The 24402-nt window shown below is 49.1% G+C and carries 30 protein-coding genes and 1 tRNA gene; 9 read left to right on the top strand and 22 right to left on the bottom strand.

The annotated features are described in order from the left end of the window. Positions 1 to 4 precede the first annotated feature (4 nt). Complete coding sequence (locus tag PJU73_RS08955) at positions 5 to 1555, bottom strand: surface lipoprotein assembly modifier (protein ID WP_237090435.1); 1551 nt, start codon at positions 1553 to 1555, stop codon at positions 5 to 7. A 301-nt stretch (positions 1556 to 1856) separates the two neighbouring features. On the opposite strand from PJU73_RS08955, the gene PJU73_RS08950 reads away from it, so the two are divergent. From PJU73_RS08950 to PJU73_RS08920, 7 genes are all read left to right on the top strand, one after another. Beyond that, positions 1857 to 2861 carry a transferrin-binding protein-like solute binding protein gene (locus PJU73_RS08950; RefSeq protein ID WP_237090436.1) on the top strand — a complete coding sequence of 335 codons (1005 nt, stop codon included), beginning with the start codon at positions 1857 to 1859 and terminating at the stop codon, positions 2859 to 2861. A gap of 10 nt (positions 2862 to 2871) precedes the next feature. Continuing rightward, positions 2872 to 5256: a TonB-dependent hemoglobin/transferrin/lactoferrin family receptor gene (locus tag PJU73_RS08945; protein ID WP_237090437.1), complete on the top strand. Its 2385-nt coding sequence runs from the start codon at positions 2872 to 2874 to the stop codon at positions 5254 to 5256. 326 nt (positions 5257 to 5582) lie between these two features. Continuing rightward, a complete protein-coding gene (locus tag PJU73_RS08940) occupies positions 5583 to 6584 on the top strand; it encodes a tripartite tricarboxylate transporter substrate binding protein (RefSeq protein ID WP_237090438.1) in 1002 nt (333 codons plus the stop codon). A 125-nt stretch (positions 6585 to 6709) separates the two neighbouring features. Continuing rightward, positions 6710 to 7144: a tripartite tricarboxylate transporter TctB family protein gene (locus tag PJU73_RS08935; RefSeq protein ID WP_237090439.1), complete on the top strand. Its 435-nt coding sequence runs from the start codon at positions 6710 to 6712 to the stop codon at positions 7142 to 7144. A gap of 12 nt (positions 7145 to 7156) precedes the next feature. Continuing rightward, positions 7157 to 8653: a tripartite tricarboxylate transporter permease gene (locus PJU73_RS08930; RefSeq protein ID WP_237090440.1), complete on the top strand. Its 1497-nt coding sequence runs from the start codon at positions 7157 to 7159 to the stop codon at positions 8651 to 8653. A gap of 168 nt (positions 8654 to 8821) precedes the next feature. Beyond that, entirely contained in the window at positions 8822 to 9877 is a 1056-nt protein-coding gene (locus PJU73_RS08925; protein WP_237090441.1) for an AbrB family transcriptional regulator, read from the top strand. Between the two features lie 88 nt (positions 9878 to 9965). Further along, positions 9966 to 10042, top strand: a tRNA-Met gene (locus PJU73_RS08920). A gap of 536 nt (positions 10043 to 10578) precedes the next feature. Here PJU73_RS08920 and rlmH read toward each other — a convergent pair. Next, positions 10579 to 11049, bottom strand: coding sequence for a 23S rRNA (pseudouridine(1915)-N(3))-methyltransferase RlmH (rlmH, locus tag PJU73_RS08915; protein ID WP_237090442.1), 471 nt, complete (start codon positions 11047 to 11049; stop codon positions 10579 to 10581). Positions 11050 to 11302: 253 nt separating this feature from the next. Here rlmH and PJU73_RS08910 point away from each other — a divergent pair, with 253 nt between their 5' ends. Further along, positions 11303 to 11461, top strand: a complete 159-nt coding sequence (locus PJU73_RS08910; RefSeq protein WP_237090443.1) for a hypothetical protein — start codon at positions 11303 to 11305, stop codon at positions 11459 to 11461. Between the two features lie 114 nt (positions 11462 to 11575). On the opposite strand, the gene PJU73_RS08905 is transcribed toward PJU73_RS08910, so the two are convergent. The 4 genes from PJU73_RS08905 to PJU73_RS08890 form a co-directional block, all read right to left on the bottom strand. Continuing rightward, complete coding sequence (locus PJU73_RS08905; protein WP_237090444.1) at positions 11576 to 11932, bottom strand: MliC family protein; 357 nt, start codon at positions 11930 to 11932, stop codon at positions 11576 to 11578. Between the two features lie 32 nt (positions 11933 to 11964). Continuing rightward, on the bottom strand, positions 11965 to 12351 hold the full coding sequence (rsfS, locus tag PJU73_RS08900; protein WP_237090445.1) for a ribosome silencing factor: 387 nt from the start codon (positions 12349 to 12351) through the stop codon (positions 11965 to 11967). 115 nt (positions 12352 to 12466) lie between these two features. After that, complete coding sequence (gene nadD / locus PJU73_RS08895) at positions 12467 to 13075, bottom strand: nicotinate-nucleotide adenylyltransferase (protein ID WP_237090446.1); 609 nt, start codon at positions 13073 to 13075, stop codon at positions 12467 to 12469. Next, complete coding sequence (locus PJU73_RS08890; RefSeq protein ID WP_237090447.1) at positions 13072 to 13707, bottom strand: beta-class carbonic anhydrase; 636 nt, start codon at positions 13705 to 13707, stop codon at positions 13072 to 13074. Before PJU73_RS08890 ends, nadD begins: the two co-directional genes overlap by 4 nt. Before the next feature lie 340 nt (positions 13708 to 14047). On the opposite strand from PJU73_RS08890, the gene PJU73_RS08885 reads away from it, so the two are divergent. Then, positions 14048 to 14935 (top strand): NUDIX hydrolase, encoded by an 888-nt coding sequence (locus PJU73_RS08885; RefSeq protein ID WP_237090448.1) that lies wholly within the window; start codon positions 14048 to 14050, stop codon positions 14933 to 14935. Between the two features lie 22 nt (positions 14936 to 14957). Here the strand turns inward: PJU73_RS08885 and PJU73_RS08880 are convergent, their stop codons facing one another. From PJU73_RS08880 to rpsN, 16 genes are all read right to left on the bottom strand, one after another. Beyond that, positions 14958 to 16484 carry a porin family protein gene (locus PJU73_RS08880; protein ID WP_237090449.1) on the bottom strand — a complete coding sequence of 509 codons (1527 nt, stop codon included), beginning with the start codon at positions 16482 to 16484 and terminating at the stop codon, positions 14958 to 14960. A 565-nt stretch (positions 16485 to 17049) separates the two neighbouring features. Then, a complete protein-coding gene (gene rplQ, locus PJU73_RS08875; protein WP_237090450.1) occupies positions 17050 to 17424 on the bottom strand; it encodes a 50S ribosomal protein L17 in 375 nt (124 codons plus the stop codon). A 24-nt stretch (positions 17425 to 17448) separates the two neighbouring features. Then, positions 17449 to 18435, bottom strand: a complete 987-nt coding sequence (locus tag PJU73_RS08870) for a DNA-directed RNA polymerase subunit alpha (protein WP_237090451.1) — start codon at positions 18433 to 18435, stop codon at positions 17449 to 17451. Positions 18436 to 18460: 25 nt separating this feature from the next. Next, a complete protein-coding gene (rpsD, locus tag PJU73_RS08865) occupies positions 18461 to 19081 on the bottom strand; it encodes a 30S ribosomal protein S4 (protein ID WP_237090452.1) in 621 nt (206 codons plus the stop codon). A 20-nt stretch (positions 19082 to 19101) separates the two neighbouring features. Further along, entirely contained in the window at positions 19102 to 19497 is a 396-nt protein-coding gene (gene rpsK, locus PJU73_RS08860) for a 30S ribosomal protein S11 (protein ID WP_002216249.1), read from the bottom strand. 18 nt (positions 19498 to 19515) lie between these two features. Beyond that, entirely contained in the window at positions 19516 to 19878 is a 363-nt protein-coding gene (gene rpsM, locus PJU73_RS08855; RefSeq protein ID WP_003684758.1) for a 30S ribosomal protein S13, read from the bottom strand. A gap of 66 nt (positions 19879 to 19944) precedes the next feature. Then, on the bottom strand, positions 19945 to 20058 hold the full coding sequence (gene rpmJ, locus PJU73_RS08850) for a 50S ribosomal protein L36 (RefSeq protein ID WP_003697674.1): 114 nt from the start codon (positions 20056 to 20058) through the stop codon (positions 19945 to 19947). A gap of 23 nt (positions 20059 to 20081) precedes the next feature. Then, positions 20082 to 20300 carry a translation initiation factor IF-1 gene (gene infA / locus PJU73_RS08845; protein ID WP_003684714.1) on the bottom strand — a complete coding sequence of 73 codons (219 nt, stop codon included), beginning with the start codon at positions 20298 to 20300 and terminating at the stop codon, positions 20082 to 20084. 4 nt (positions 20301 to 20304) lie between these two features. Next, positions 20305 to 21612 (bottom strand): preprotein translocase subunit SecY, encoded by a 1308-nt coding sequence (secY, locus tag PJU73_RS08840; RefSeq protein WP_237090453.1) that lies wholly within the window; start codon positions 21610 to 21612, stop codon positions 20305 to 20307. 13 nt (positions 21613 to 21625) lie between these two features. Next, positions 21626 to 22060 carry a 50S ribosomal protein L15 gene (gene rplO / locus PJU73_RS08835; RefSeq protein WP_237090454.1) on the bottom strand — a complete coding sequence of 145 codons (435 nt, stop codon included), beginning with the start codon at positions 22058 to 22060 and terminating at the stop codon, positions 21626 to 21628. Between the two features lies 1 nt (position 22061). Further along, a complete protein-coding gene (rpmD, locus tag PJU73_RS08830) occupies positions 22062 to 22247 on the bottom strand; it encodes a 50S ribosomal protein L30 (RefSeq protein WP_237090455.1) in 186 nt (61 codons plus the stop codon). Next, positions 22240 to 22758 (bottom strand): 30S ribosomal protein S5, encoded by a 519-nt coding sequence (rpsE, locus tag PJU73_RS08825; RefSeq protein ID WP_237090456.1) that lies wholly within the window; start codon positions 22756 to 22758, stop codon positions 22240 to 22242. Before rpsE ends, rpmD begins: the two co-directional genes overlap by 8 nt. Before the next feature lie 17 nt (positions 22759 to 22775). Further along, entirely contained in the window at positions 22776 to 23129 is a 354-nt protein-coding gene (rplR, locus tag PJU73_RS08820; RefSeq protein WP_237090457.1) for a 50S ribosomal protein L18, read from the bottom strand. Between the two features lie 13 nt (positions 23130 to 23142). Beyond that, on the bottom strand, positions 23143 to 23676 hold the full coding sequence (gene rplF, locus PJU73_RS08815; RefSeq protein ID WP_237090458.1) for a 50S ribosomal protein L6: 534 nt from the start codon (positions 23674 to 23676) through the stop codon (positions 23143 to 23145). Positions 23677 to 23689: 13 nt separating this feature from the next. After that, positions 23690 to 24082, bottom strand: a complete 393-nt coding sequence (rpsH, locus tag PJU73_RS08810) for a 30S ribosomal protein S8 (protein WP_237090459.1) — start codon at positions 24080 to 24082, stop codon at positions 23690 to 23692. A gap of 14 nt (positions 24083 to 24096) precedes the next feature. Continuing rightward, positions 24097 to 24402, bottom strand: coding sequence for a 30S ribosomal protein S14 (gene rpsN / locus PJU73_RS08805; protein WP_165090702.1), 306 nt, complete (start codon positions 24400 to 24402; stop codon positions 24097 to 24099).

The following is a 24402-nucleotide window of genomic DNA, read 5'->3' as shown; positions in this document are numbered from 1 at the left end:
CTATTTAAAATGTTTTTTCGATTTCTACCACAATCCGGTTATTCCTGCGCACTGCCCATTTGTGGGTGCTGTATATGCGCTGCTGCTCCCATGTCAATTTGGGAATCAACTTAGCAACGGAGAGTTTCGGATGCGCAACCGAAATGCTGTACGCTGTTTCACGATTACGTTGCTGCTGCCACTCAAAATCAGTATTCAATGCCTGCCCTCGATATCTTCGGTCGGTATAGGCCGTCTGAATCTGCATATTTAAACCGCCCAATTTCGGCCACACCGCCCGCCACCCGCCGCTGACGGAGCGGCGGATATTGCCCGTATTATTGATGCGTCCTTTCAACTCTGTTTTTTCAGGTTTGACTATGCCGCCGCCCAATCCCACAAAAACCGTATGCGCCGGTAACGGTTTGTATGCCAGCGAAGCATACAGACTGTAGTGCTGCCCGTTGCTGTGTTCCGCACGTTCCGGTTCCCGATAACGCTGCCGGTAAGTCTCGGCAGAAGCAAAAAACTGCAATCGGGGGTTGATTTGATGCGACAAAGCCGTCTGAATACCGAATGCTTGAGAAAACAGAGCCATTTTTAAAGTATGGCTGCGCTCGGCCTTGGCCCTCCATCTATCACTACCCGATAACTGCCCCTGATAAAACGGCAATACATTTAATCCGGTTCGTGCAGTTTGATATTGCCAGCCCAGATACGCCCGCCCAAACGCATGATCGTATTGTGATTTCTTATCCAAATAATAACTGCTCCCGTTGAGATAACTGCGAAACAGCAGATTATGGTGGCCGACCAGAGGCGTGTTTTTTTCCACGGAAGCCTGATAGTGGATACCGACGGCATTTTCAGCTTTCTGATCGACACAGCCCAACGGCGAACAGTACGCAGGCGCAGCATCATTAATATTTTTATCATAGGCAACGCTGGCACTGCCTCCGATATGCCAGTTCCCTGCCGATTCAATTTTCCGCCGGTAAACCCGGATATTATCCCGAACTCCTTCCGGCACAGCCAAATCGGTCTCCGCTTCGGCAAACAACCGATCCGCCTCTTTCCACTGCCTGTCTTCAAACAGTATTGCAGCCGTATCCAGCACGATGCGTTTATCATCAGCATGCGTTTCATACAACCTGCGGTAAGTTTCAACCGCACGGGTATAATGCCCTTGAAAACGGGCAATCATGCCTTCAGCCCGAGCCAATAATACCGCATCAGCCCAAGGCTGCTGCCTATAAACAGCAGTTAATGATTCCAACACATGAAGATTATGGCTGTTCAATGCTTGTGTCATCAAACTGTGCATCAATTCGGGACGAAGCTGCAAATCCTCATCCGTTACGGTTGGAATATTTTGTTCCGCTCTCTGTTTTACCTGTTGCCTCGCAACCAAATCCATTGTCTCCAACCACGGCTTCTGCTGCGCTTTGATTGCAGAGTATTCCTGCCGAAGGCCGTCTGAAACTGCTTCCCGCTGCTCGTTCGAATCCATACCGGCAAAAGCAGCCGGTAACCACCATGCAGACAACAGCAAAACAATCATCCTGTGAATATACATTTTTCCCTTAAGCAATCATAAAATTTTTTTGCACTAACTTTACATTAGTAGTATATTACACCATTAATGATAATAGGAATAACTATTATTACATAAAATGGTTTCGCCCTGATTCCAAAAATATCTTTTCTATTATCCATCCAACACAAAAAGTACCGCTGAAATTGTTATTTCCATAGCAGTCATACTCTACTGCCATGAAAAAGCCGTGAAGGCAGGCAGCCCAAACACTGCAGATTCCAGCATTACCTATAAATTATTCATATATCCCAACCCGTCATTTATATTTTGGAGAAACTGTATGACGCACCTATTTTTCAGACGGCCTTACTTCAGCCTGTGCCTGTCAGCCATATTAACCGCCTGCGCCGGCGGCGGCACCGTCGAAATTCCTCAATCTATCGTTCCGATTCCGACACTTTCCGCCTTAGACCCCGGACACCCTGATATTGCCGGCCAAACGCCGGATATCAAACTGCAAACATTTAATACCGGCACCGGCCAACCCGGCAAAATAGAAAGTTGGCAGGTAAAAGAAGACGGCCTTTTCGGTCCTTCACTCAAAAACAAATTGGCCTACCGCACACCGGACGGCAACGTTTATCTATTCAGCACATATACCGATCCGATTGTCCCCAACTCATTCCACCCTGATCAAAGTCTGAAAACCCGCCACGATGCCCAACCGACCGACAACGGAGGCAAATTATTTGTTTGTTGCGGCAACAGCAGTCAATCATCAAACTTCAAAGCTACCCAGATTGGTGATTATCTGCGCTACGGCACATGGATAGATAAAAACGGTACTGCCGACTTATTTGTCGGCGGTATGTTGGCAGATCCTGCTCAAATGCAGGGCGCATCCGACAACGACGGCCATGCTAAAGGCAAGGCAACTTATGAAGTCTGGGCTTTGCGTACTAAAAATGGAGAAACAGTTTCTTCATCCTACGACAACAGTAACAGAGAACATCCGATCAAATCAGAAATTACCGTCAACTTCAACACAGGTAAATTAGGCGGGAAAATCATCGGCAATCCCGATTTTGGTGCAGATATTGATTTTCAAGATGTCAATGTAACCGGAAACCGCTTCCACGGCAGCGCCCTTTCAGACGGCAAAGAAGGTCAGGTAGAAGGAGGATTTTTCGGCAAATCAAGCTGGTATTCCCCTGCCGGTCAAGAAATCGGCGGTAAAGTTACCTTTGCTCCCGATCATCGTTTAGACAGCGTTTTCGGTGGCGCTATCGAAGGCAGACGCTGGAATACCGAAGACACATCAACCGACTTAACGCCTCTGAAATAAGGATGACAGAATGATGAAAAAACAAATGACCTTCAAACCGACTGTTTTATTTATACTCCTCAGCAGCGCATTTTCGGCTCAGGCACTGCATGCCGAAACCGCATTATCCGAACCCGACGCAGACATACAGCTGAAAACCGTTGAAGTTAAAGGAAACAAAACCGCAGCCAAACTGGGAACTGAAAAAATACGCCGCCAAAAATTAGATGAATACCTGATACAGGATATTCACGACATGGTACGTTACGATCCCGGTATTTCGGTTACCGAAGGCGGACGTGCCGGTTCCAATGGATTTGCCGTCAGAGGCGTAGATAAAGACAGAGTTGCCGTTAGCGTTGACGGTTTGGCTCAGGCAGAAAGCCGTTCGTCGGAAGCATTTCAGGAATTGTTCGGAGCATACGGCAACTTCAACACCAACCGCAATGCTGCCGAATTGGAAAATATTTCCGAAGTGGCAATTTTGAAAGGTGCAGACTCCCTGACTGCCGGCAGCGGCGCACTGGGCGGAGCCGTGTTATACAAAACCAAATCTCCCAAAGACTATCTGCAAGACGGTAAAAATTACTATATCGGTCTCAAAGGCGGTTATAGCAGCAAATCCAGCCAATGGATGAGCAGCACAACTTTAGCAGGAAGAGCGGGCAATGCAGACGGCCTATTTGTGTTTACCCGCCGCCACGGTCATGAAACCCGCAACCACGGCGGTGGAGCCGATACCGTCTTAGACTACACCGATGAAAACAGTTTTTCTTACAAAGGGGTCGCCCGTGCCACGCCTGACCCTCAAAATACAGCCAGCAAAAGCACTCTGGTCAAATTGGGCTATCACTTTACACCTTCCAATTACTTGAGCGGCGTTTATGAAGACTACCGACAAGACCGGAAAACAGACGAACTGTCCAACCTGTTCAGCTATATTTCGCAAGACAAACGTTTGCGTAATGATGTCAGCTACCGTAAACGTACCGGCCTTCAATACGAAAACCATCTCGAAAACGGTCCTTGGGACAGCTTGAAACTCAACGCCGACAAACAGCAGATTGATATGACCACCATGACTTGGGACATCCCCCTGAAAGAAAACATACAGGGGCGCAATACCGAAGTCTTTTTCAGACGGCGGGGTTTATATCAAAATTTGAATCAATTCCAAATATCGGCAGAAAAACACGCCGATTGGCACAACATTTCATGGGATACTTCCTACGGCGCAGGCTTGAGCAAAGGAAAATACCGCAACAGCAATTTGGAATATTTTGCGCTGCTGTTTTACCCCGATATTTTAGGCAGTAAGAAAGACACCAACGAATTTCTGGTCAGCACAGAAAACAAAAAACAGCACATCTATTGGGACAACACAATCCGCTTCGGCGACAAAGTCAAACTCGGTTTGGGCGCACGCTATGACAAAGTTAATATGAATACGTTGGAAAGCGACAGTCTTACACCGAATGTCAAGCGTCAGCTGGTATGGCAGAATATCTGGGATAAACAAGCCTCATTCAAAGCCCCAAGCTACTCGGCAAGTTTGGATTGGAACATTGTTCCGTCCCTGACGCTGCAAAGCAAATACAGCACAGCATTCCGCTCGCCGACTACCGATGAAATGTGGTTTTTCTTCCCACATCGAGATTTCTATGTACAGCCTAATCCCGACCTGAAAGACGAACGTTCAAAAAATATCGAACTGGGCATCGACTGGCACGGGAAATGGGGCAATCTGAAACTGTCCGGTTTCCGAACACGTTATAAAAACTTCATTGATTTCGTCTATATCGGCGGCATCCAACACGAAACTTTAAACAGCAACGGCGATATTGTTAAAGAATCCTGGATTTCCCCAACCTACCAAAACAGAAACCGCAACAATGCTGTTGTCAAGGGCTTGGAACTCCAAGGCCGGTGGGACTTAAACAGTATCGGACTGCCCGACGGCACATACACCAATATAGCAGCCAGTTACATTAAAGGCTCGGCCGACAACGACATCCCACTCAACGCCCTCCAACCGTTCAACGCCGTCTGGGGAATCGGCTACAAACACCCCGGAAACCGCTGGGGTATCGGCACCAACCTGAGTTATTTTGCCAGAAAAAAAGCCGAAGACACTTCCAGAGCCTATGACAAACCGAACGAACCGTGGCCGTTTGTCAAACACAGCCGCAATGTTTTTTTGGTTGATCTGATCGGACATTATCAATTCGGCAAAAACGTATCTTTACGAAGCGGTATTTTCAATCTGTTCAATAAAAAATACTACACATGGGATACCCTGCGCAGCATACGAGAATTCGGCACCGTCAACCGTGTTCATAACCAAACCCACGGCGGTATCGAACGCTTCAGCGCTCCCGGACGTAATTTCAACATAACATTAGAAGCCAAATTCTAATTCACCCAGCCCCACTTTCAGACGGCCTTTATGTTTTCGTGAGGCCGTCTGAAAATCTGTAAAAAGCTGTTTTTTCGTTTCGCCAAATGCCTTATCGGGAATAATTGTTCAATTTTGAAAAACCGTCTGTAAATATTGTGCCAAACCAATTTATCTTTATGCAAAAACAAACTGTTAAACTAAATTTCCATCTTCGTCAAATAAATCCTGATTGACAAAAAATTACAATACCGTTAATTTCTCTTTTTTATGTAGTTTTGTGTAATTGTCAACAATATTCCTGCGCAGCAGAGATATACCGTTTAATCAGAAAAAAGGAGAAATCCATGCCGAACATCAAATCCTACGCAACGCTGACTGCTGCTTTGGCGGCGGCGCTGACTTTAAGTGCCTGCCAAGAAAAAGCTGCCGAAGCCGGTGCGCCGTCCAAACCGGAATGTATCGCTCCGGCCAAGCCGGGCGGTGGCTTTGACCTGACCTGCAAGCTGGCGCAAAGCGGTCTGAAAGACACCAAGCAGCTCGACAAGCCGATGCGTGTTACCTATATGCCGGGCGGTGTGGGTGCGGTTGCCTACAATAAAATCGTTGCCAACGATGCGGCCAACGATAATGCGATTGTGGCTTTTTCGACCGGCTCGCTGCTGAATCTGGCGCAGGGCAAGTTCGGCCAATATTCTGAAAAAGATGTCCGCTGGCTGGCGGCTGTCGGCACGGACTACGGTATGGTGGCGGTAAACGCTGAATCGCCGCTGAAAAATCTGCAGGATTTGGCCGATGCGCTGAAAAAAGACCCGAAAGCCATCAGTTTCGGTGCGGGCGGTAGTGTGGGCGGTCAGGACTGGCTGCAAACCGCCATGCTCGCCCGTGCGGCCGGCGTGAATCCTAAAGACATGACTTACGTTGCGCTCGAAGGCGGCGGCGAGGCGGTTACGGCGCTGCTGGGCAACCACATCAGCGTGGTCAGCGCCGGTATTGCCGAAATGGGTCCGCATATCGAATCGGGCAAAGTGCGTGTATTGGCGGTGTTCTCGCCGGAGCGTTTGGACGGCAAGCTGAAAGATATTCCGACTGCCAAAGAACAGGGTTATGCGGTGGAATGGCCGGTTATCCGCGGCTACTACATGGGTCCGAAAGTCAGCGATGCCGCCTACCAATGGTGGAAAACGCATTTCGATGCCATGCTGAAAGATCCGAAATTTACCGAACTGCGTGCCAATCGGGACTTGCTGCCGTTTGCGATGACCGGCGACGAGTTGAATCAGTATGTGTTGAAAACCACCGAAGAAATGCGTGCTTTGTCTAACGAATTTGAACTGAATCAGAAATAAGGTTGCTGCCGCTGTTTCTCTGATGCGGCAACAGCGGTTTTCAGACGGCATGCCGTCTGAAAACCGTTATCTCCCCAACCTTTTATCTCAAAACGCTTCCATCTGTGCGCTTTCGGAGTATGTTTATGAATCTTGAACGCTGTTTCTCGGCGCTGTTGCTGGCCGTTTCGCTGTTCCTGCTCTATCTGGCATGGGGCTACACAGCGCCGATCAGTTACGATCCTTTAGGCCCTCGCCCGTATCCGGCAATGATTTTGTCGCTGCTGGCGCTGTGCAGTCTGTTTTTGGCACTGCGCCCCAAGCAAAGCGAAGATTTGGGCTATACCCCTTCTTTGCTGAAAAAACTGCTGTTTTGTTTTCTCGCCCTGCTGTTTTACGGCATTTTGTTTGAAATACTGGGCTTTCCGCTGGCAACCGCCGCCATGGTGTTTGCCGTCGGAAAACTGTTTGGCGGCAGCAATACTGCCTGCGCCGTAACCGGCATTGCGCTGGGCATCGGCTTTTATCTGTTGTTTGACCGTCTGCTGGATGTTCCGCTGCCGGTCGGATTTTTCGGCTGAGGAACAAAAAACATGGATACTTTCAACTATCTGATGAGCGGTTTCGGCGTGGCGCTGCAGCCGCAAAACCTGATGCTGGCGCTGTTTGGCGCATTTTTAGGGACGATTGTCGGCATGTTGCCGGGATTAGGACCGATCAACGGCGTGGCGATTCTGCTGCCGTTTGCCTACGCACTCGGCCTGCCGCCCGAATCGGCGCTGATTCTGCTGGCGGCGGTGTATCTGGGTTGCGAATACGGCGGCCGCATTTCCGCCATTCTGATTAACGTGCCGGGCGATGCGGCGGCGATTATGTCCACGCTGGACGGCTATCCGCTTGCCAAACAGGGCAAAGCCGGCATTGCCCTGTCGCTTTCGGCGTTCAGCTCGTTTACCGGCAGCACCATCGCCACCATCGGCGTAGTGCTGTTTGCGCCGCTGCTGGCCAACTGGGCGGTGGCTTTCGGTCCGGCGGAATATTTTGTTTTAATGGTGTTCGCCATTACCTGTTTGAGCGGATTGGTCGGCGACCAGCCGGTCAAAACCGCCGTTTCCGCCTTAATCGGTTTGGGCTTGGCAACTGTCGGCGTGGACGCTGTAACCGGCGTGTACCGCTTTACTTTCGATTCGGTCAATCTTGCAGACGGCATTCAGTTCACCACCATTGTGATCGGCTTTTTCAGCGTCAGCGAAATTCTGATTATGCTGGAACACACCGAAAAAGGGCAAAAAGCCTTGGAACAGGGCAAACGCACGCTGTTTAACCTGAAAGAGCTGCTGTTCAGCCTCGGCGCAATTATCCGCAGCGGCGTGGTCGGTTTTGTGGTCGGCATTCTGCCGGGTGCGGGCGCAACCATCGCCAGCGCCATGACTTATACCAACGAGAAAAAAATTGCCGGTAAAGACGGCAAATTCGGCGAAGGCGATTTGCGCGGCATTGCTGCGCCCGAAGCCGCCAACAATGCTTCCGCCTGCGGCTCGTTTATCCCCATGCTGACTTTGGGCGTACCCGGTTCAGGCACGACTGCCGTGATGATGGGCGCACTGACGCTTTACAACATCACGCCGGGGCCGCAGCTTTTCAGCGAGCAGCCTGATATTGTGTGGGGCTTGATTGCTTCGCTGTTTATCGGCAACATCATTCTGCTGCTGCTCAATATCCCGCTGGTCGGCCTGTTTGCCAAACTGTTGAATATGCCGAACTATATCCTGATTCCGTCCATCGCCGCCGTGAGTTTTGTCGGCGTGTATGCGATTCACAGCACCACTTTCGACCTGATTCTGATGATTGCTCTGGGCGTGTTCGGCTATATTCTGCGCAAACTCAATTTCCCGCTTTCTGCTCTGATTCTGGGTTATGTTTTGGGCGAGTTGATGGAATCCAGCCTGCGCCGTGCCTTATCGATTTCGCAAGGCGATTTGGGCATTCTGTTCCACAGCCCGATTACTAAAGCATTGTGGGTATTGGCGGGCGTTATGGTTCTGCTGCCGCTGCTGCGCTGGCTGCGCCGCCGTAAACAGACTGCATAACCGCACTACCGGCAGCTTCCACGGCTGCCGGTTGTTGTTTTTTCAGACAGGCCGTCTGAAAATGCAGTGTCTGCACTCTGTTCCGCCGCAGGCAATACAGCGAAATTGACAGTTAAAAATTTCTCCTCCCATCTGTCGGATATCCCCTATTTTCAGACGGCCTCTGCCATGACACCAGCCACGCTTTTCCCCTATTTATCCGGTTTCTCCGCAGCCCTGCTCGGTGCGCTGGCCGCCGTGTGGCTGCGGCTGCCGATTCCGTGGCTGCTCGGCGCTTTGCTGACCACCGCCCTGCTCAACCTCAACGGCGTACCTGTCCGATCCAGCAGCAACGGCCGCAAAATCGGCCTGATCATTATCGGCACTTCGCTCGGCCTGTATTTCACGCCGCAAATGGTCGGCTTGCTGCTGACCCATGTCCACTGGCTGATCGCCGGTATGCTGTTTGCCGTTTTACTCGGTATCGGCGGCAGCCTGCTGCTCTACCGCTTCGGCAAGACCGATTTCAAAACCGCATGGTTCGCTTCCTGTATCGGCGGCGCCAGCGAAATGGCGACCATTGCCCACCGGCACGGCGCACGTACCGACCAAGTCGTCGCCGCCCATGCCCTGCGTATCTTGCTGGTCGTCAGCATTGTTCCCGCCGTTTACCAACTGGCGGGCTGGCACGGGCAAGACGATACCCTCCTCAATATTCCCCGACACATCGATTACGGCCTGCTTGCCCTGCTGCTTGCGCTCGGTGCAGCCGGCGGCTTGCTGCTCGAACGCATCAAACTCTCCAACCCGTGGACATTCGGCCCGCTGCTGTTCACCATTTTACTGACCGCCAACCAAATCCACCTTTCCGCCATGCCGTCTGAAATCGCCCACTTTGGGCAACTGCTGATCGGCTGGTCGCTAGGCAACAAATTCCAGCCCGGTTTTTTCCGTCAAGCCCCGCGCCTGCTGGCACTGACTGCGGTCAATGTTATCATCAGCCTGACCTTCACCGCCCTGATGGCATGGCTGCTGCACCGTTTCAGCCATATTCCGATGCCGACCCTCGGACTGGCACTCGCCCCCGGCGGGGTTGCCGAAATGACCATCACCGCCAAAACCCTGCAACTGGGCATCCCCTTAGTAACCGCTTTCCACGTCTTTCGCCTGATTGCCGTGATTGCCAGCGCCAACCTGCTCTATTTACATATTGCCAAGCTGCTGCGCATTCCCACGCAACCATAAAAAATCCATAAAAAGCAAAACACTATCAAACATTCCCGCACAAACGCTTGACAGCCAAACAAATAACCCGTATAGTTTACCTTTCTGACGCGGGGTGGAGCAGCATGGTAGCTCGTCGGGCTCATAACCCGAAGGTCGTAGGTTCGAATCCTGCCCCCGCAACCACTATCCCCTTTTTCGGGGATATTTTTTTATCCAATACTATCGAACGCCGCCAACCAAACGCCCAGCCCATCGGGCTTTGCGCTTGGTTTTTTGCTTTTCGGCTGTCTAATATCATCTAATGCCGTCTAATTGAATAAAGAAACATCTGGGGGTATTATTGGGGGTATCCTGAAAATACCCCTGAAAAAATACCCCCAAATGCCCCTGAATGACCGACAAATCAAGAACTCTAAGCCCGCCGATAAGCCTTACAAACCGGCGGACAGCGGCGGTCTGCATTTAGCCGTTACGCCATTGAAACAGGGAATCGTGTGTAGCGTGCTTGCCTAAGCATACACGTGTTCTTTAAATTCCACATGAATGCCATCTGAAAACGAGCAAAGCGAGTTTCTGCGAAGCTAAAACTCATGCAATGAGTTCTGCGAAGCTAAAACCAAAAGTTTCGCTAGAATCGGGAAAAGGTGGTTTGCGTTGCCATGCTTTTAAAGTGTACGGCTTAATCAACTTAATCGGCATTCGCCGCAAATCCCGTTTTCCTATTCCCGATGATACGGGTGATTATGGAGAATCGATACGGCACGGTAGAGCTGTTCGGTCAGCAACACCCGAACCATGCCGTGTGGCAAGGTCAGGCTGGAAAGGCGGATCATCATGCGTGCCTGTTGTTTGAGGTAGTCGGTCATGCCGTCGGCACCGCCGATTACGAAGCAGACGTGTTCGCCGTTTTGCTGCCAGTTTTTCAGATGTTCTGCCAGCTCGACAGAAGTCGGGGCTTTGCCCCGTTCGTCCAAGACAATCAGGTAGGCGTTGGCGGGAACGGCTTCTAAGATGCGTTTTTCTTCGGCCGCCATGCCTTGGGCGGCATTGACCCCTGCACCCCGTTTTTCGGGTTTGATTTCTTTGAGTGTATAGTGAACGTCTCGCCCGAAGCGTTTGGCGTATTCGTTGACGGCTTCATCTACCCAGCGGGGCATTTTGGTGCCGACGGCTAAAACGGTAATGTTCACGGTTTTCCCTTTTATTTATCGCAGATTAACCAAATTTCCAGTACATTCCAAATTCAATCTGACCGCCATTGGCTTACCGACTTGTACAGAAAATTCGGGGTTCCAACTATAATGAATTAACCCAAAAAATATTACAACTCAAGTGAACCACCTTCTCCTAACCCCTTCCTGCCAGCGGGACGGGGAACGGTGTGTAGCGTGCTTGCCTAAGCAGGCACGTGTTCTTTAAATTCTACATGAATGCCGTCTGAAAATGAGCAAAGCGAGTTTCTGCGCAGCTAAAACCGAAGGTTTCGCCAAAACGAGCAAAGTGAGTTTCTGCGCAGCTAAAATCAGATTTTCAGACGGCTTCGACATAAAACTCACAGAACAGGTGCGTGCTTTTGCGCACACTCTACAAGTGCCGGATTAATTTGTATGGATTATTCAGTTAATCCACTATATATCAGATATAACTGAAAGCCTTGCCATAATAAATGCCGTCTGAAAACGGGATATGCGTTTTCAGACGGCATCAGCGTTTGCTTTATTTGGCGGTACACATTACTTCGTGATTGCCTTGGGCATCGCGGTAGGCGAATGCGGCTTCGCCGCGTTTTTCATGCCATTCGAAGCCGTTGTCGGCAACGTAGCGGACACCGGAACCGGCTACGGCGTTTTTCAGCAGCAGGGCTTGGCCGTTGGCGGTCAGGCGCAGTTGGTCGTTGCCGAGGTTTTGTACGCCGACGGTCAGACCGTTGCTGCATTCAAATTGGCGGACTTGTTGGGCTTTGCCGTGATGATGGTGGTGATGGTGTCCGTGGTGATGGTCGTGATTGACGCTGCCGCAGGCGGCCAATGCCAACACCAGCGCTGACGGGAACAGGATTTTTTTGAATGCCATGTTTATCTCCTTATGAGATGTTGTGTGGAAAATCAGTCGGCGGCGTGCCAAGGTTTCTGCATACCGGCGTGGAACGACGGTTTTTCGCCGCCCCACAGGGTGTCGATGTCGTAGAAATCGCGCACGGCGGGCAACATAACGTGTACCACCAAGTCGCCGGCATCAACCAGCGTCCATTCGCCGCTGTCGCCCTCTTGGCTCAGAATTTCGAAACCGGCTTCTTTTAAATCGACGGCAACGCTGTTGGCCAGTGCTTTGACTTGGCGGGTGCTGTCGCCGCTGGCGATAATCATGCGGGCAAACAGGGCGGTTTTGTCTTGGGTTTCCAATACGGAAATGTCTTTGGCTTTGATGTCTTCCAAAGCGTTTACGGCCACTTCTACCATTTTTTGCAGGGCGGCTAATTCTTGTTCGTTCATGGTTTTCCTAATTTTGCTATGGTTTCGGTTTTGCTGAAACCGCTTTACTCAATTTTCAGACGGCATTATAACGCATCAAGCTGTATTCTCTGCTTTTTTACGCAATTTCACATCTTCAATTTTGATACAAACCGTGGCGGCGGATATAGCGTTCGACCTGCGGCGGTATCAGGCCGTCTGAAAAGCGGCCTTGTTGCAGTTCGCTGCGGATTTGGGTAGAGCTGACGGGATACAGCAGGGTATTCAGTATGCGGACGCTGCCGTTTTGCAGTGCGCCGCCCAGCCATGAATGCAATACGGCCGGGGTTTTGTTGAGGCTGTCGCCTTCCCGCATGGCAACGGCGATGTTGATTTGCCGCACCAGCGTTTCCCAGCGTTTCCACGTGTGCAGCTTCATCAGGCTGTCGCTGCCGAGCAACCACCACAGCGGGGTATTGGGAAACTGCTGGCGGAAAATCTGCACGGTGTCGAAGGTATAGGTTGCGCCTTGGCGGACGATGTCGCAGTCGCTGACGGCAAATTGCGGATAATCGGCGACGGCGGCTTCGACCATTGCCAAGCGGTGGGCGGCGGCGGTTTGGGCGGCGGTTTTGTGATACGGTTCGCCCGCCGGTAGGAAAATCACGGTTTCCAGCCCGATTTCGTCGGCAAAGGCTTGGGCGATGTTCAGGTGTCCGTTATGCACGGGGTCGAATGTTCCCCCGAAAAGTCCGATCGGTTTCATGGCGTTCTCTTTGGCGGCAATGCGTTTTGTCCGTTTTCAGACGGCATGGCACCGGCTTCATCGGTTTCCGGCTGCACGGTGCCGTCCACCACCAAATTCAGTTTGCCGGTCGTCGGGTGAATCACCAGCCCGTGAATGGCAATGTTTGCGGGCATCAGCGGATGGCGGCGGATGAGGGAAACGGTGTGGCGGACGCTGTCTTCCACGCTGTCGAAACCGGTCAGCCATTTATCCAAATCAATGCCGGCATTTTTCAGGGTTTCGATACGGTCGGCGGCAATGCCCTGCGCTTCGGCTTTTTTTAGAAAACCGTCGGCATTGAGTTTCTGCATACCGCAGTCGTGGTGCGCCACCACCATGATTTCTTTGACTTTCAGTTCAAACACTGCCACCAGCAGGCTGCGCATCACCGATCCCCACGGGTGGCTGACCAGTGCGCCGGCGTTTTTAATCAGTTTGGCATCGCCGTTTTTCAAACCCAGCGCCCGGGGCAAAAGCTCGATAATGCGGGCATCCATACACGACAAAATCGCCAGCTCGCGCACGGGATATTTGTCGGTGAAAAATTTGGCGTATTCGCCGGAATCGACAAACTGGCGGTTGTGCGCCAGAATTTCACTCAATTCGCTCATTGCGGTATCTCTTTGTTGCACGGACTGCCATTATAGCCTGAAGTATCTGCCAAACGTAGTTTTCTTATATAGTGGATTCACTTTAAAAGTAGTACAAGGCGGCGAGCCGAAGACAGTACAGGTAGTATGGGACAGGTTTTGTCCGGATTGTTGTTTCATCCGGTTACAAAAACCGTTCTCTTTGAGCCGGACGAGCCAACGCTGTAATACTTTTAAAGTGAATTCACGATAGGCCGTCTGAAAACGGCATGTCGGTTTTCAGACGGCCTTGCTGCTTTGCAAGCTGCCACCCAACCGTTACAATCCAATTTATTCCGAGCAAACAAAGAAAGTTCTCCACATGAATACCCGCCCCAATTTCCCGCAGCCGCTCGACATTGCCGACCACGACGCATTGTGGCAATGGATACAGCGCCATTATCGGGCCGAGGGCGAGTGGCGGACTTTATGGCTCAACGGTCTGCCTTTAGGCCGTCTGAATTTACAATGGCATGAGCAGATTGTCAAAGACTGGCAAGGCGGTTTGGAAATCCGTGCCGACGGTTTGGCGCTGAATGCCGACAACTGGCTGGCAATGGGCGACAGCCTGCAGTATATGGCGGCGAAATGGAGCCGCTCGGGGCTGCTGAAAGGCTGGCGCAACGAGTGTTTCGATGTTTTCGATACCGAGGGCAAACCGCTGTTTGTATTGGAACGTGCCGCCTTCCGCCCTTTGGGGCTGCAAAGCCATGCGGTTCATGTAAACGGATTGGCCTGCGCCGATGAGCAATGGCAATTCTGGATCGGCCGCCGCAGCCCGTATAAAGCGGTTGCGCCCGATAAATTGGACAATCTGGTCGGCGGCGGCATTACTGCGGGCGAAAGTGCGCTTGAAGCCTTGGTGCGGGAAAGTCAGGAAGAAGCCGGGCTGCCGTCTGATTTGTTCTGCCATGCCGAAACTGTTTCACGGCTGCACAGCGTCCGCAGCGTGCCGCGCGGGCTGCATGATGAAATTCTGCATGTGTTTGATGTGGTGCTGCCGCCGGGCTTCGAGCCGGAAAACCAAGACGGCGAAGTCGCTTCGTTTTCCTTGTTCACCGTTGCGGATTTAACCGCCGCCATGCACAAGGATTTGCTGATGGACGATTCGCTGTTGGTTACGTTAGACGCTTTCCGCCGCTTCGGCCTGCTACTGCCCGACCACCCGCTGACGCAGTGGCTGCGCAGCCGACAGGTCGGCGGGCAATAAACAAACGCCGAACCATGTCGGGTTAAAACTGCTTGTTCAACTCAATAAACAGGCGGTTTTTATCGTGGGTATAAAATTTCTGGTTGCTCTTGGTCTGCTGATACTGCCACGTCAGACGGGGCGTAATGCCCCAAAAATGCAACGCCCGGTTCCACACGCTGACATTGGCGGAAAATTCACGGTTTTTCTGCACGCTCTGCCAGAAATTCGGCGCTTGATAGCGGCGGTAGCCGTAACTCAATACCACCCGTGTCGAGAATCCTTTGCCCCATTCCTGTCCCCAACCCAAACGAACGCTCGGCCTTTGGTAGGCATTTTCTTTATCACGGGTTTTGTTGTACAGATAATCCGCACCGGCAAACCAATGCTGTCGGGCATTCGGCAAATAAAACTCCGTCAGCGACAGCAGACTGCTGTGTCCGTCCAAATGCTTGCGTTCCTGATAACGCTGACGGGCGTATTCGGCATTGCCCGACACCTGCCATTGATGATTCAGCCATTTGGACGCTTCCACGCTCACGCCCGCCGAACGGGAAAACCGCCGCACGGTATCGCTCTGCTTCGAACCGCCGGCATACCAGCTTTGTTCGACAAACGGCGTAACCGCTACTTTATCGGTAATATTCTGATAGCCGACACCGGCACCGACCCTGCCCGTTACCTCATTAAAGCGTTTATTGTCCCAATAATATTTGCCGGATACATTGGACTGAAATTGGTGAAACCAACCGTTGCCCCACTGCCACTGGCGTTCCGCACCGGCATTGAAATTCAATCCCGAAGCCGATTCGGGTTTGTCCGAAGACACCTTCGCCTGCCCGATGATGTTGCCCTCAGCATCCCGCCGATCAACCGTATAATCAAAATCACTCGCTGCGGAATTGATGTTTTTATCCTGAAGATAAGTAACGCCGCCGGAAAAATTCCACGTCTGACCGTTGCGCACCGCCTGCAAATACTCCCCCACAACTTTCGCCAGTTGCGGATTCTCCGCCACTTGGCGCTCACTCGCCAGCTTGCGGAACTGGTCTTCCGCTGCCTCAAATTCCTTGTTTTCAAACAAAGCCTGCGCCAATTGGAAACGGATAAGAAACAACTGGTTGCTTTGTGCAATCAGTTCCCGATACAGGCGGATTGCCTGCGTATGCCGCCGCTGCGACCGCTCATAAACTGCATCCGCCCATTTTCTTGCCAAAGCGTCCTGTTCCTGCGGCGGCAATTTGGTGTAAATCGGATACAGAAACAGCACTTTATCAAGCTGATTTTGCAGCAAAGCCGAAGCCAAAGCCTGATTCAGCAAATCGGGATGTGCCAAGGCTTCCTCTCTGGTCAGACTGACCGTTTTCCCGTCCGCAACCGGCGGCCATTCCGTTTTCGGTTTATCCGCCTCAACAGACAAGGCTTCAAAGTGCCGGTTTTGCTGCAAACGCTCACTATCCGCCCGTTCACGTTCCCGCTCAAACTGCGCCGTTTCTTCCGCCAACGCAACATTGGCCGCCACACAACTGCCCAAGCCCAACCACAAACCGTAAATAATATTCTTCATCATCTGTTTCCATTTTACCGACATCTTATAGTGAAATAATCTCAAAGCAATACAAAGCCGCAGACGGTACAAATAGTACAGGACAGGTTTTATCCGGATGGTCGTTTCATCCGGTTATAAAACCGTCCTCTTTGAGCCGGGCGAAGCCAACGCTGGCGTGCTTTGAGGTTGTTTCACTATATAACGGCATTCCCCATTTCAGCCATAATCCAAATAACACTGTTCCCACTGAATATGGCAACGCACTGCCACATGGGAACCATCATCTTCAACAATCATCTTAAAAATCAAACAGCAGATTCTAAAGGACAATAGAAAATAATACAAACAATAATTACTACTATTTATAGTGAATGCTGATAAGATTACTGCCTTGACCTGACAACAACCCCTCAAACAGGAAAAACATCAGGGCAACACTATTAAACAATTAAGTGTTTTCACCATAACAACAGCACCAAGGCCGTCTGAAAACACAACTCTCATTTTCAGACGGCCTCTTCGGGTTTTCATGCAACAAAAAACGCTGCCTGATTCATCATCAGACAGCGTTTTTTACCAACGTTGATTATTCAGCTGCGTTTTCAGCTTTATCAACCAGCTCAACCAATGCCAAAGGAGCATTGTCGCCTTTGCGGAAACCGTATTTCAGGACACGGATATAGCCGCCATTGCGAGCAGCAAAACGTGGACCCAGTTCGTCAAACAGTTTAACCACTACATCGCGATCGCGAGTACGGTCAAATGCCAGACGACGGTTTGCCAAAGAAGGTTTTTTACCCAGAGTAATCAGGGGCTCAACCACACGGCGCAATTCTTTAGCTTTTGGCAAAGTTGTCACGATAGTTTCGTGAGTCAGCAATGAGTTTGCCATATTACGCAACATAGCGGCACGGTGGCTGCTGGTGCGGTTTAATTTGCGGTTACCATTACGATGACGCATGTCATTATCCTTTAATCTTCAAACTTACGGCTTTTCTAAGCCTACAGGCGGCCAAGCTTCTAATTTTGAACCCAGTGTCAGGCCTTTGGAAGCCAACACTTCTTTGATTTCATTCAAAGATTTACGACCCAAATTCGGAGTTTTGAGAAGCTCGGTTTCAGTACGTTGAATCAAGTCGCCAATATAATAAATATCTTCAGCTTTCAGGCAATTAGCTGAACGTACCGTCAATTCCAAATCATCTACCGGACGCAGCAGAATCGGGTCGATCGGTGGGGCTTTTTCTTCCACTTCTTCAACCGGAGTACCTTGCAGGTCGGCAAAAATAGACATTTGGTCAATCAGAATACGTGCGGCACTGCGTACAGCTTCCTCAGGCTCAATCGAACCGTCGGTTTCAATATCCAATACCAGCTTATCCAAGTCGGTACGTTGCTCTACGCGTGCAGGTTCAACTTCAAAGCTAACACGGCTGATGGGCGAAAAGCTCGCATCCAACTGAATCGCACCAATCTGTTTGCCTTCGTCACGAACGGAACGGCGACCTGAAACAGATTGGTAACCACGGCCTTGCTCGACTTTGATTTCCATTTCTACTTGACCGTTATCGGACAGGTGGCAAATAACGTGTTCCGGATTCAGAATTTCCACATCATGCGGCAATTCGATGTCTCCGGCCACAACTGCACCTGCACCTGATTTTTTCAAAGTCAGTTGAACTTGGTCACGGCTGTGCAGCTTGAATACAATACCTTTGATATTCAGCAGGATATCAACAACATCTTCCTGAATACCGTCAACAGTAGAGTATTCGTGCAGCACGCCGGAAATGGCCACTTCAGTCGGAGCAAAACCATTCATGGATGACAGTAAGATACGACGCAAAGCATTACCTAAAGTATGGCCAAAACCACGCTCAAAAGGTTGCATTGACACTTTGGCACGGGTAGCCGACAAGGTGTCTACATCAATTTGACGAGGTTTCAAAAATTCGGTTGTGCTATTTTGCATTTAACTGTCCCTCACAGAGCTAGCATTATTTAGAGTAGAACTCTACCACCAGCTGTTCATTAATATCGCCAGTCAGTTCTGAGCGATCCGGCATATTTTTGAATACGCCTTCCAATTTGTCGGCATCAACGGAAACCCATGCCGGCAAGCCGATTTGGGTAGCCAGGCTCAAAGCCTCTTGAATACGTACTTGTTTTTTAGCTTTCTCGCGAACAGCAACAACATCACCTGCTTTAACTTGGAAAGACGGGATATTGACTACTTGACCGTTAACGGTAATCGCCTTGTGGGAAACCAGTTGGCGTGCTTCGGCGCGGGTAGAGCCGAAACCCATACGGTACACGACGTTATCCAAACGAGATTCTAACAGTTGCAGCAACAACTCGCCGGTAGAACCTTTACGGCGGGAGGCTTCTGCAAAGTAACGGCGGAATTGACGCTCTAATACGCCATAGATCCGACGGATTTTTTGTTTTTCACGCAGTTGCAAACCGTAGTCTGACAAACGCGGTTTTTTAGCACCGTGCTGGCCGGGAGCGGAATCCATTTTACATTTAGAATCCAAAGAACGACGGGCGCTCTTCAAAAACAAATCCGTACCTTCGCGGCGTGCTAATTTACATTTAGGGCCAATATAACGTGCCATGTTTCAAATCACTCCAAATATTAAATACGACGTTTTTTAGGCGGACGGCAACCGTTATGAGGCAACGGAGTAACGTCGGTAATGCTGGTAATTTTAAAACCCAGAGCGTTGAGCGCACGTACGGAAGATTCGCGACCCGGGCCTGGGCCTTTGATGCGGACTTCCAAATTTTTAACGCCATACTCTTGGGCAACTTTACCAGCTGCTTCTGCAGCTACCTGAGCTGCAAACGGTGTACTTTTACGCGAACCTTTAAAACCAGCGCCGCCAGAGGTAGCCCAAGACAATGCATTGCCTTGACGGTCAGTGATTGTAATGATGGTATTGTTGAAAGATGCATGTACATGAACAATACCTTCGCTTACGGTTTTACGTACTTTTTTACGCACACGCGAAGCTGTGTTTGCTTTAGCCATTAATCAAATCCTTAAAAATTATTTCTTACCGGCAATCGCTTTGCGTGGACCTTTACGGGTACGCGCATTGGTGCGAGTGCGTTGACCACGGCAAGGTAAGCCGCGACGATGACGGAAGCCGCGATAGCAACCCATATCCATCAATCGTTTAATACTCATAGTTACTTCACGACGCAAATCGCCTTCTACTTCGTATTTGGCAACTTGTTCACGCAAAGCGTCTAATTGAGCCTCATCTAAATCTTTTGCTTTGGTTGAAGGAGCAATATTTGCTGCTTCGCAAATCAATTTAGCACGAGTAGCACCAATACCGTAAATGGCCTGCAGACCGATTACGATATGGGCGTTGTTAGGGATATTTACCCCTGCAATACGAGCCATATTTTTTTCCTTTTAGGGCAAAGTCTGTCACTATACCACAAATCAATTAAAGAGAAAATAAGCCTCTTAACCTTGACGTTGTTTGTGACGTGGGTCAGTACAAATTACACGAACTACGCGATTACGGCGAATAATTTTGCAGTTGCGGCAAATTTTCTTTACAGAAGGTTGTACGCGCATTTTTTTTCCTTTATTACTACAGTCTATCTTGCTCGAAACACAATACGAGCACGGGTTAAATCATAAGGCGTCAGCTCGACTGTTACTTTATCGCCCGGAGAAATCCGGATATAGTGCATCCGCATTTTACCGGAAATATGACCTAACACTACATGGTCATTTTCGAGTTTAACCTTAAACGTTGCATTAGGCAAAGTTTCAAGAATTTCGCCCTGCATTTGTATGGTATCTTCTTTAGCCATAATTTTACTTACGTGATAATGATTTCATATCTGGACGTTGCATCAGACTTTCATACTGATGAGTCATACGGTACGAATTAATTTGCGTACTGAAATCCATTGTTACCACCACCAAAATCAGCAGCGATGTACCGCCCAAATTGGTAAACGGAACATGCAGCACTGTGGTCAGAAACTCAGGAATCAAACAGATTGTCGTGATATACAGCGCACCAAACAAAGTCAATCGAAGCACTACTTTTTCCAGATATCTGGAAGTCTGCTCCCCCGGTCTTATTCCCGGAATGAATGCACCGCTTTTCTTCAGATTTTCAGCCATTTCTTTCGGACTGAAAACCAATGCCGTATAAAAATAGCAGAAGAAAATAATGGTTACTGCAAATAATACAACATACAGCGACTGACCATGTTGCAGCATCGTTGCAACTTTATAAAGCCAACCATCTGTATTATTTGATCCAAACCAGCTCAACAGGGTTGAGGGAAATAAGATAATACTTGATGCAAAAATCGGTGGAATCACCCCAGCCATATTCAGTTTGAATGGCATATGGGTATTCTGTCCTCTAATGACACCATTACCAAATTGCCGCTTAGCATAATGAACCGGTACTTTACGCTGTGCGCTTTCAAAGAAAACAACTGCGTAAATCATTAACAATACGCCGATTACGATTGAAACAGCCATCAACATATTCTCATTTGCCAACGAAAACAAACGGGAAATACCTGACGGAATACCTGAAGCAATCCCTGCAGTAATGATTAATGAGATACCGTTACCGATACCCCGCTCGGTAATTTGTTCACCCAACCACATCAGAAACATGGTTCCGGTAACCAAACATACAACTGTCGAGATATAGAATTCAAACTGGCTAGCAACTACTACACCTTGTTGCAACACAAATGCCGCAGCGCCAAAACTTTGTAAAATTGCCAATAAAACCGTGCCATATCGAGTATATTTCGTGATAATTTTCCGGCCGGCTTCGCCTTCCTTTTTCAAAGCCTTCAAAGAAGGAAGGATTTCCGAAGCCAGCTGGACAATAATCGAAGCAGAAATATACGGCATAATACCGATAGCAAATATACTGAAGCGCTCTAACGAGCCTCCTGAGAATGTATTTAATATCCCCAGGATGCCGTTTGCAGCGCCTTCGTATGATTTAGCTAAAGCAACAGCATCTACACCAGGCACTGGAATATGAGCACCAATACGGAAAACGAACAATGCCCCCAAGAGAAACATCAAACGTTTTTTCAAGTCACCAAATTTTGATAAACCTGAGGAAGATTGTTGATTAGCCACTATGATTTAAGCCTTATTCTTCAACTTTACCGCCGGCAGCTTCAATAGCAGCTTTGGCACCTTTAGTTGCTTTAACGCCTTTCAAAGTTACTGCTTTGGCAATTTCGCCGGAAGCAATGACTTTTACATTCAGAGCATCAGCAGGAACCAGACCAGCCTGTTTCAGAGCCAATACATCAATCTCTTCTACAGCAACCAAAGCCAGTTCGCTCAAGCGCACTTCAGCATTACGTGAAGCAGTCAGAGATTTGAAACCGCGTTTAGGCAAACGGCGTTGCAAAGGCATTTGACCGCCTTCGAAACCTACTTTATGAAAACCGCCTGAACGGCTTTTTTGGCCTTTATGGCCGCGACCGCCTGTTTTACCCAAACCGCTACCGATACCGCGACCTACACGGCGTGCAGCGTGAGTAGCACCTTCAGCAGGTTGAATAGTATTCAAAAACATATTATGACTCCACTTTCAACAGGTAGCTGACTTTGTTAATCATACCACGGTTTTCAGGGGTATCTAAAACCTCAACGGTATGCTCGCGACGGCGCAAACCCAAACCGCGTACACATGCACGGTGAGATTCAATAGTACCAATCAGGCTTTTAGCCAAAGTTACTTTGATTTTCTTTTGCTCAGTCATGGTTAGCTCCCAAGATATCTTCTACTGTCAGGCCACGTTTCGCAGCAATGTCAGCAGGAGTATACAATTTAGACAAACCATCTAAAGTTGCACGAACAATGTTGTAAGGATTGGTAGAGCCATGTACTTTGGCAGAGATGTTATGAATACCCATAGCATCAAAAACCAAACGCATAGGACCACCGGCTTTCACACCGCTACCCTCTTTGGCAGGTTGCATGAATACACGTGTTGCACCATGCTTGCCGATTACTTCGTGATGAATGGTACCGTTTTTCAAAGGTACTTTAATCATTGAACGGCGTGCTTGATCCATTGCTTTTTGTACGGCAACAGGAACCTCTTTAGATTTACCTTTACCCATACCGATGCGGCCATCGCCATCACCTACAACAGTCAAAGCCGAGAAGGCCATAATCCGGCCACCTTTTACCACTTTGGTAACACGGTTTACTGCGACCATTTTTTCAATGAAGCCGTCACCGCGCTCTTCAATTTCATGTTTTGCCATATGACAGTCTCCAAATATTAGAAGCTCAAACCATGTTCACGGGCAGCTTCAGCCAAAGCTTTAATGCGGCCGTGATATTGGAAGCCAGAACGATCAAAAGCAACTTTTTCTACACCGGCAGCTTTTGCTTTTTCTGCAATACGTTTGCCAATCACAGCAGCTGCTTCAACATTGCTGCCTGATTTCAAAGTATTACGCACTTCAGCTTCCAAGGTAGAGGCTTGTGCCAATACTTTATCACCTTCTGCACTAATTACTTGAGCATAAATGTGATTATTTGTGCGGAACACGCATAATCTTACCATTTTCAAGTCCGCAATACGTGCACGGGTTTTGCGTGCACGACGGAGTCGGGTTGCATGTTTATTCATTAGTGAACCTCAATTATTTTTTCTTGGCTTCTTTCATTACCACCACTTCGCCAACATAACGTACACCTTTACCTTTGTAAGGCTCAGGAGAACGGAAGGCACGAATTTCGGCAGCAACTTGACCAACAACTTGTTTATCTGCACCAGTCAAAACAATTTCTGTTTGGCTAGGCGTTTGAACAGAAACACCTTCGGGCATTTCATACACAATCGGATGAGAGAAACCCAAAGACAGGTTCAATACTTTACCTTGGGCTTGGGCACGATAACCCACACCGATCAGCTGGAGTTTTTTCTCAAAACCTTCAGAAACACCTTTAACCATGTTATTAACCAATGCACGTGCAGTACCTGACATGGCATTTGCCTGTTTGGTATTGTTTGCAGCAGCAAAAGTCAATTTACCATCGTTCAATTCGATAGCTACATCAGCATTCAAAGGGAAAGACAATTCGCCGTTTTTACCTTTGATAACCAATGCATCTGTTCCAAATTTTACTTCTACACCAGCAGGAACAGTCACTGGGTTTTTAGCTACGCGTGACATTTATCTTTCTCCACTAGGCAACGATGCACAACAACTCACCACCCACACCTGTAGCACGGGCTTTACGATCAGTCATCACACCTTTAGAAGTACTAACAATAGCGACACCCAAGCCGTTCATCACGCTAGGAATTTCGCTGGAAGCTTTGTAAATACGCAAGCCAGGACGTGAAACACGTTTGATTTGTTCAATTACCGGACGGCCCGCATAATATTTCAATTGAATTTCCAATACCGGTTTTGCATCAGCAGAAACCGCAAAATCCTCAATATAACCTTCTTCTTTCAAAACTTTAGCGATTGCACATTTCAATTTTGAAGACGGCATTGCCACAACTGCTTTATTTGCACGTTGCGCATTGCGGATTCGAGTCAACATATCGGAAATAGGATCATGCATACTCATTATTAATACTCCTATTACCAGCTAGCTTTAACAACACCCGGAATTTCGCCACGCATAGCGATTTCACGGATTTTAATACGGCCCAAACCGAATTTACGGAAAGTACCACGAGGGCGGCCTGTCAATGCACAACGACGGCGTTGGCGTACAGGTGCGGCATTGCGCGGAATTGCTTGGAATTTCAAGCGAGCTTCGAAACGCTCTTCATCAGTAGCATTAGAATCGTTGATTACAGCAAAAATTGCTTCGCGCTTAGCTGCATATTTTTTCGCTAAAGCCTGACGTTTCAGCTCGCGATTAATAAGTGCTTTTTTAGCCAT

This window comes from Neisseria lisongii, from assembly GCF_028463985.1.
Lineage (GTDB): Bacteria > Pseudomonadota > Gammaproteobacteria > Burkholderiales > Neisseriaceae > Neisseria > Neisseria lisongii.
Note: the sequence above shows the minus strand (reverse complement) of the source record. Positions and strands in the feature narration are given on the sequence as shown.

Bases quoted from the DNA above. Each gene is read 5' to 3' on its own strand.
- PJU73_RS08955 (WP_237090435.1), bottom strand. From the start codon at position 1,555: ATGTATATTCACAGGATGATTGTTTTGCTGTTGTCTGCATGGTGGTTA.
- PJU73_RS08950 (WP_237090436.1), top strand. From the start codon at position 1,857: ATGACGCACCTATTTTTCAGACGGCCTTACTTCAGCCTGTGCCTGTCA.
- PJU73_RS08945 (WP_237090437.1), top strand. From the start codon at position 2,872: ATGATGAAAAAACAAATGACCTTCAAACCGACTGTTTTATTTATACTC.
- PJU73_RS08940 (WP_237090438.1), top strand. From the start codon at position 5,583: ATGCCGAACATCAAATCCTACGCAACGCTGACTGCTGCTTTGGCGGCG.
- PJU73_RS08935 (WP_237090439.1), top strand. From the start codon at position 6,710: ATGAATCTTGAACGCTGTTTCTCGGCGCTGTTGCTGGCCGTTTCGCTG.
- PJU73_RS08930 (WP_237090440.1), top strand. From the start codon at position 7,157: ATGGATACTTTCAACTATCTGATGAGCGGTTTCGGCGTGGCGCTGCAG.
- PJU73_RS08925 (WP_237090441.1), top strand. From the start codon at position 8,822: ATGACACCAGCCACGCTTTTCCCCTATTTATCCGGTTTCTCCGCAGCC.
- PJU73_RS08910 (WP_237090443.1), top strand. From the start codon at position 11,303: ATGAGCAAAGCGAGTTTCTGCGCAGCTAAAACCGAAGGTTTCGCCAAA.
- PJU73_RS08905 (WP_237090444.1), bottom strand. From the start codon at position 11,932: ATGGCATTCAAAAAAATCCTGTTCCCGTCAGCGCTGGTGTTGGCATTG.
- rsfS (WP_237090445.1), bottom strand. From the start codon at position 12,351: ATGAACGAACAAGAATTAGCCGCCCTGCAAAAAATGGTAGAAGTGGCC.
- nadD (WP_237090446.1), bottom strand. From the start codon at position 13,075: ATGAAACCGATCGGACTTTTCGGGGGAACATTCGACCCCGTGCATAAC.
- PJU73_RS08890 (WP_237090447.1), bottom strand. From the start codon at position 13,707: ATGAGCGAATTGAGTGAAATTCTGGCGCACAACCGCCAGTTTGTCGAT.
- PJU73_RS08885 (WP_237090448.1), top strand. From the start codon at position 14,048: ATGAATACCCGCCCCAATTTCCCGCAGCCGCTCGACATTGCCGACCAC.
- PJU73_RS08880 (WP_237090449.1), bottom strand. From the start codon at position 16,484: ATGATGAAGAATATTATTTACGGTTTGTGGTTGGGCTTGGGCAGTTGT.
- rplQ (WP_237090450.1), bottom strand. From the start codon at position 17,424: ATGCGTCATCGTAATGGTAACCGCAAATTAAACCGCACCAGCAGCCAC.
- PJU73_RS08870 (WP_237090451.1), bottom strand. From the start codon at position 18,435: ATGCAAAATAGCACAACCGAATTTTTGAAACCTCGTCAAATTGATGTA.
- rpsD (WP_237090452.1), bottom strand. From the start codon at position 19,081: ATGGCACGTTATATTGGCCCTAAATGTAAATTAGCACGCCGCGAAGGT.
- rpsK (WP_002216249.1), bottom strand. From the start codon at position 19,497: ATGGCTAAAGCAAACACAGCTTCGCGTGTGCGTAAAAAAGTACGTAAA.
- rpsM (WP_003684758.1), bottom strand. From the start codon at position 19,878: ATGGCTCGTATTGCAGGGGTAAATATCCCTAACAACGCCCATATCGTA.
- rpmJ (WP_003697674.1), bottom strand. From the start codon at position 20,058: ATGCGCGTACAACCTTCTGTAAAGAAAATTTGCCGCAACTGCAAAATT.
- infA (WP_003684714.1), bottom strand. From the start codon at position 20,300: ATGGCTAAAGAAGATACCATACAAATGCAGGGCGAAATTCTTGAAACT.
- rplO (WP_237090454.1), bottom strand. From the start codon at position 22,060: ATGTTTTTGAATACTATTCAACCTGCTGAAGGTGCTACTCACGCTGCA.
- rpmD (WP_237090455.1), bottom strand. From the start codon at position 22,247: ATGACTGAGCAAAAGAAAATCAAAGTAACTTTGGCTAAAAGCCTGATT.
- rpsE (WP_237090456.1), bottom strand. From the start codon at position 22,758: ATGGCAAAACATGAAATTGAAGAGCGCGGTGACGGCTTCATTGAAAAA.
- rplR (WP_237090457.1), bottom strand. From the start codon at position 23,129: ATGAATAAACATGCAACCCGACTCCGTCGTGCACGCAAAACCCGTGCA.
- rplF (WP_237090458.1), bottom strand. From the start codon at position 23,676: ATGTCACGCGTAGCTAAAAACCCAGTGACTGTTCCTGCTGGTGTAGAA.
- rpsH (WP_237090459.1), bottom strand. From the start codon at position 24,082: ATGAGTATGCATGATCCTATTTCCGATATGTTGACTCGAATCCGCAAT.
- rpsN (WP_165090702.1), bottom strand. From the start codon at position 24,402: ATGGCTAAAAAAGCACTTATTAATCGCGAGCTGAAACGTCAGGCTTTA.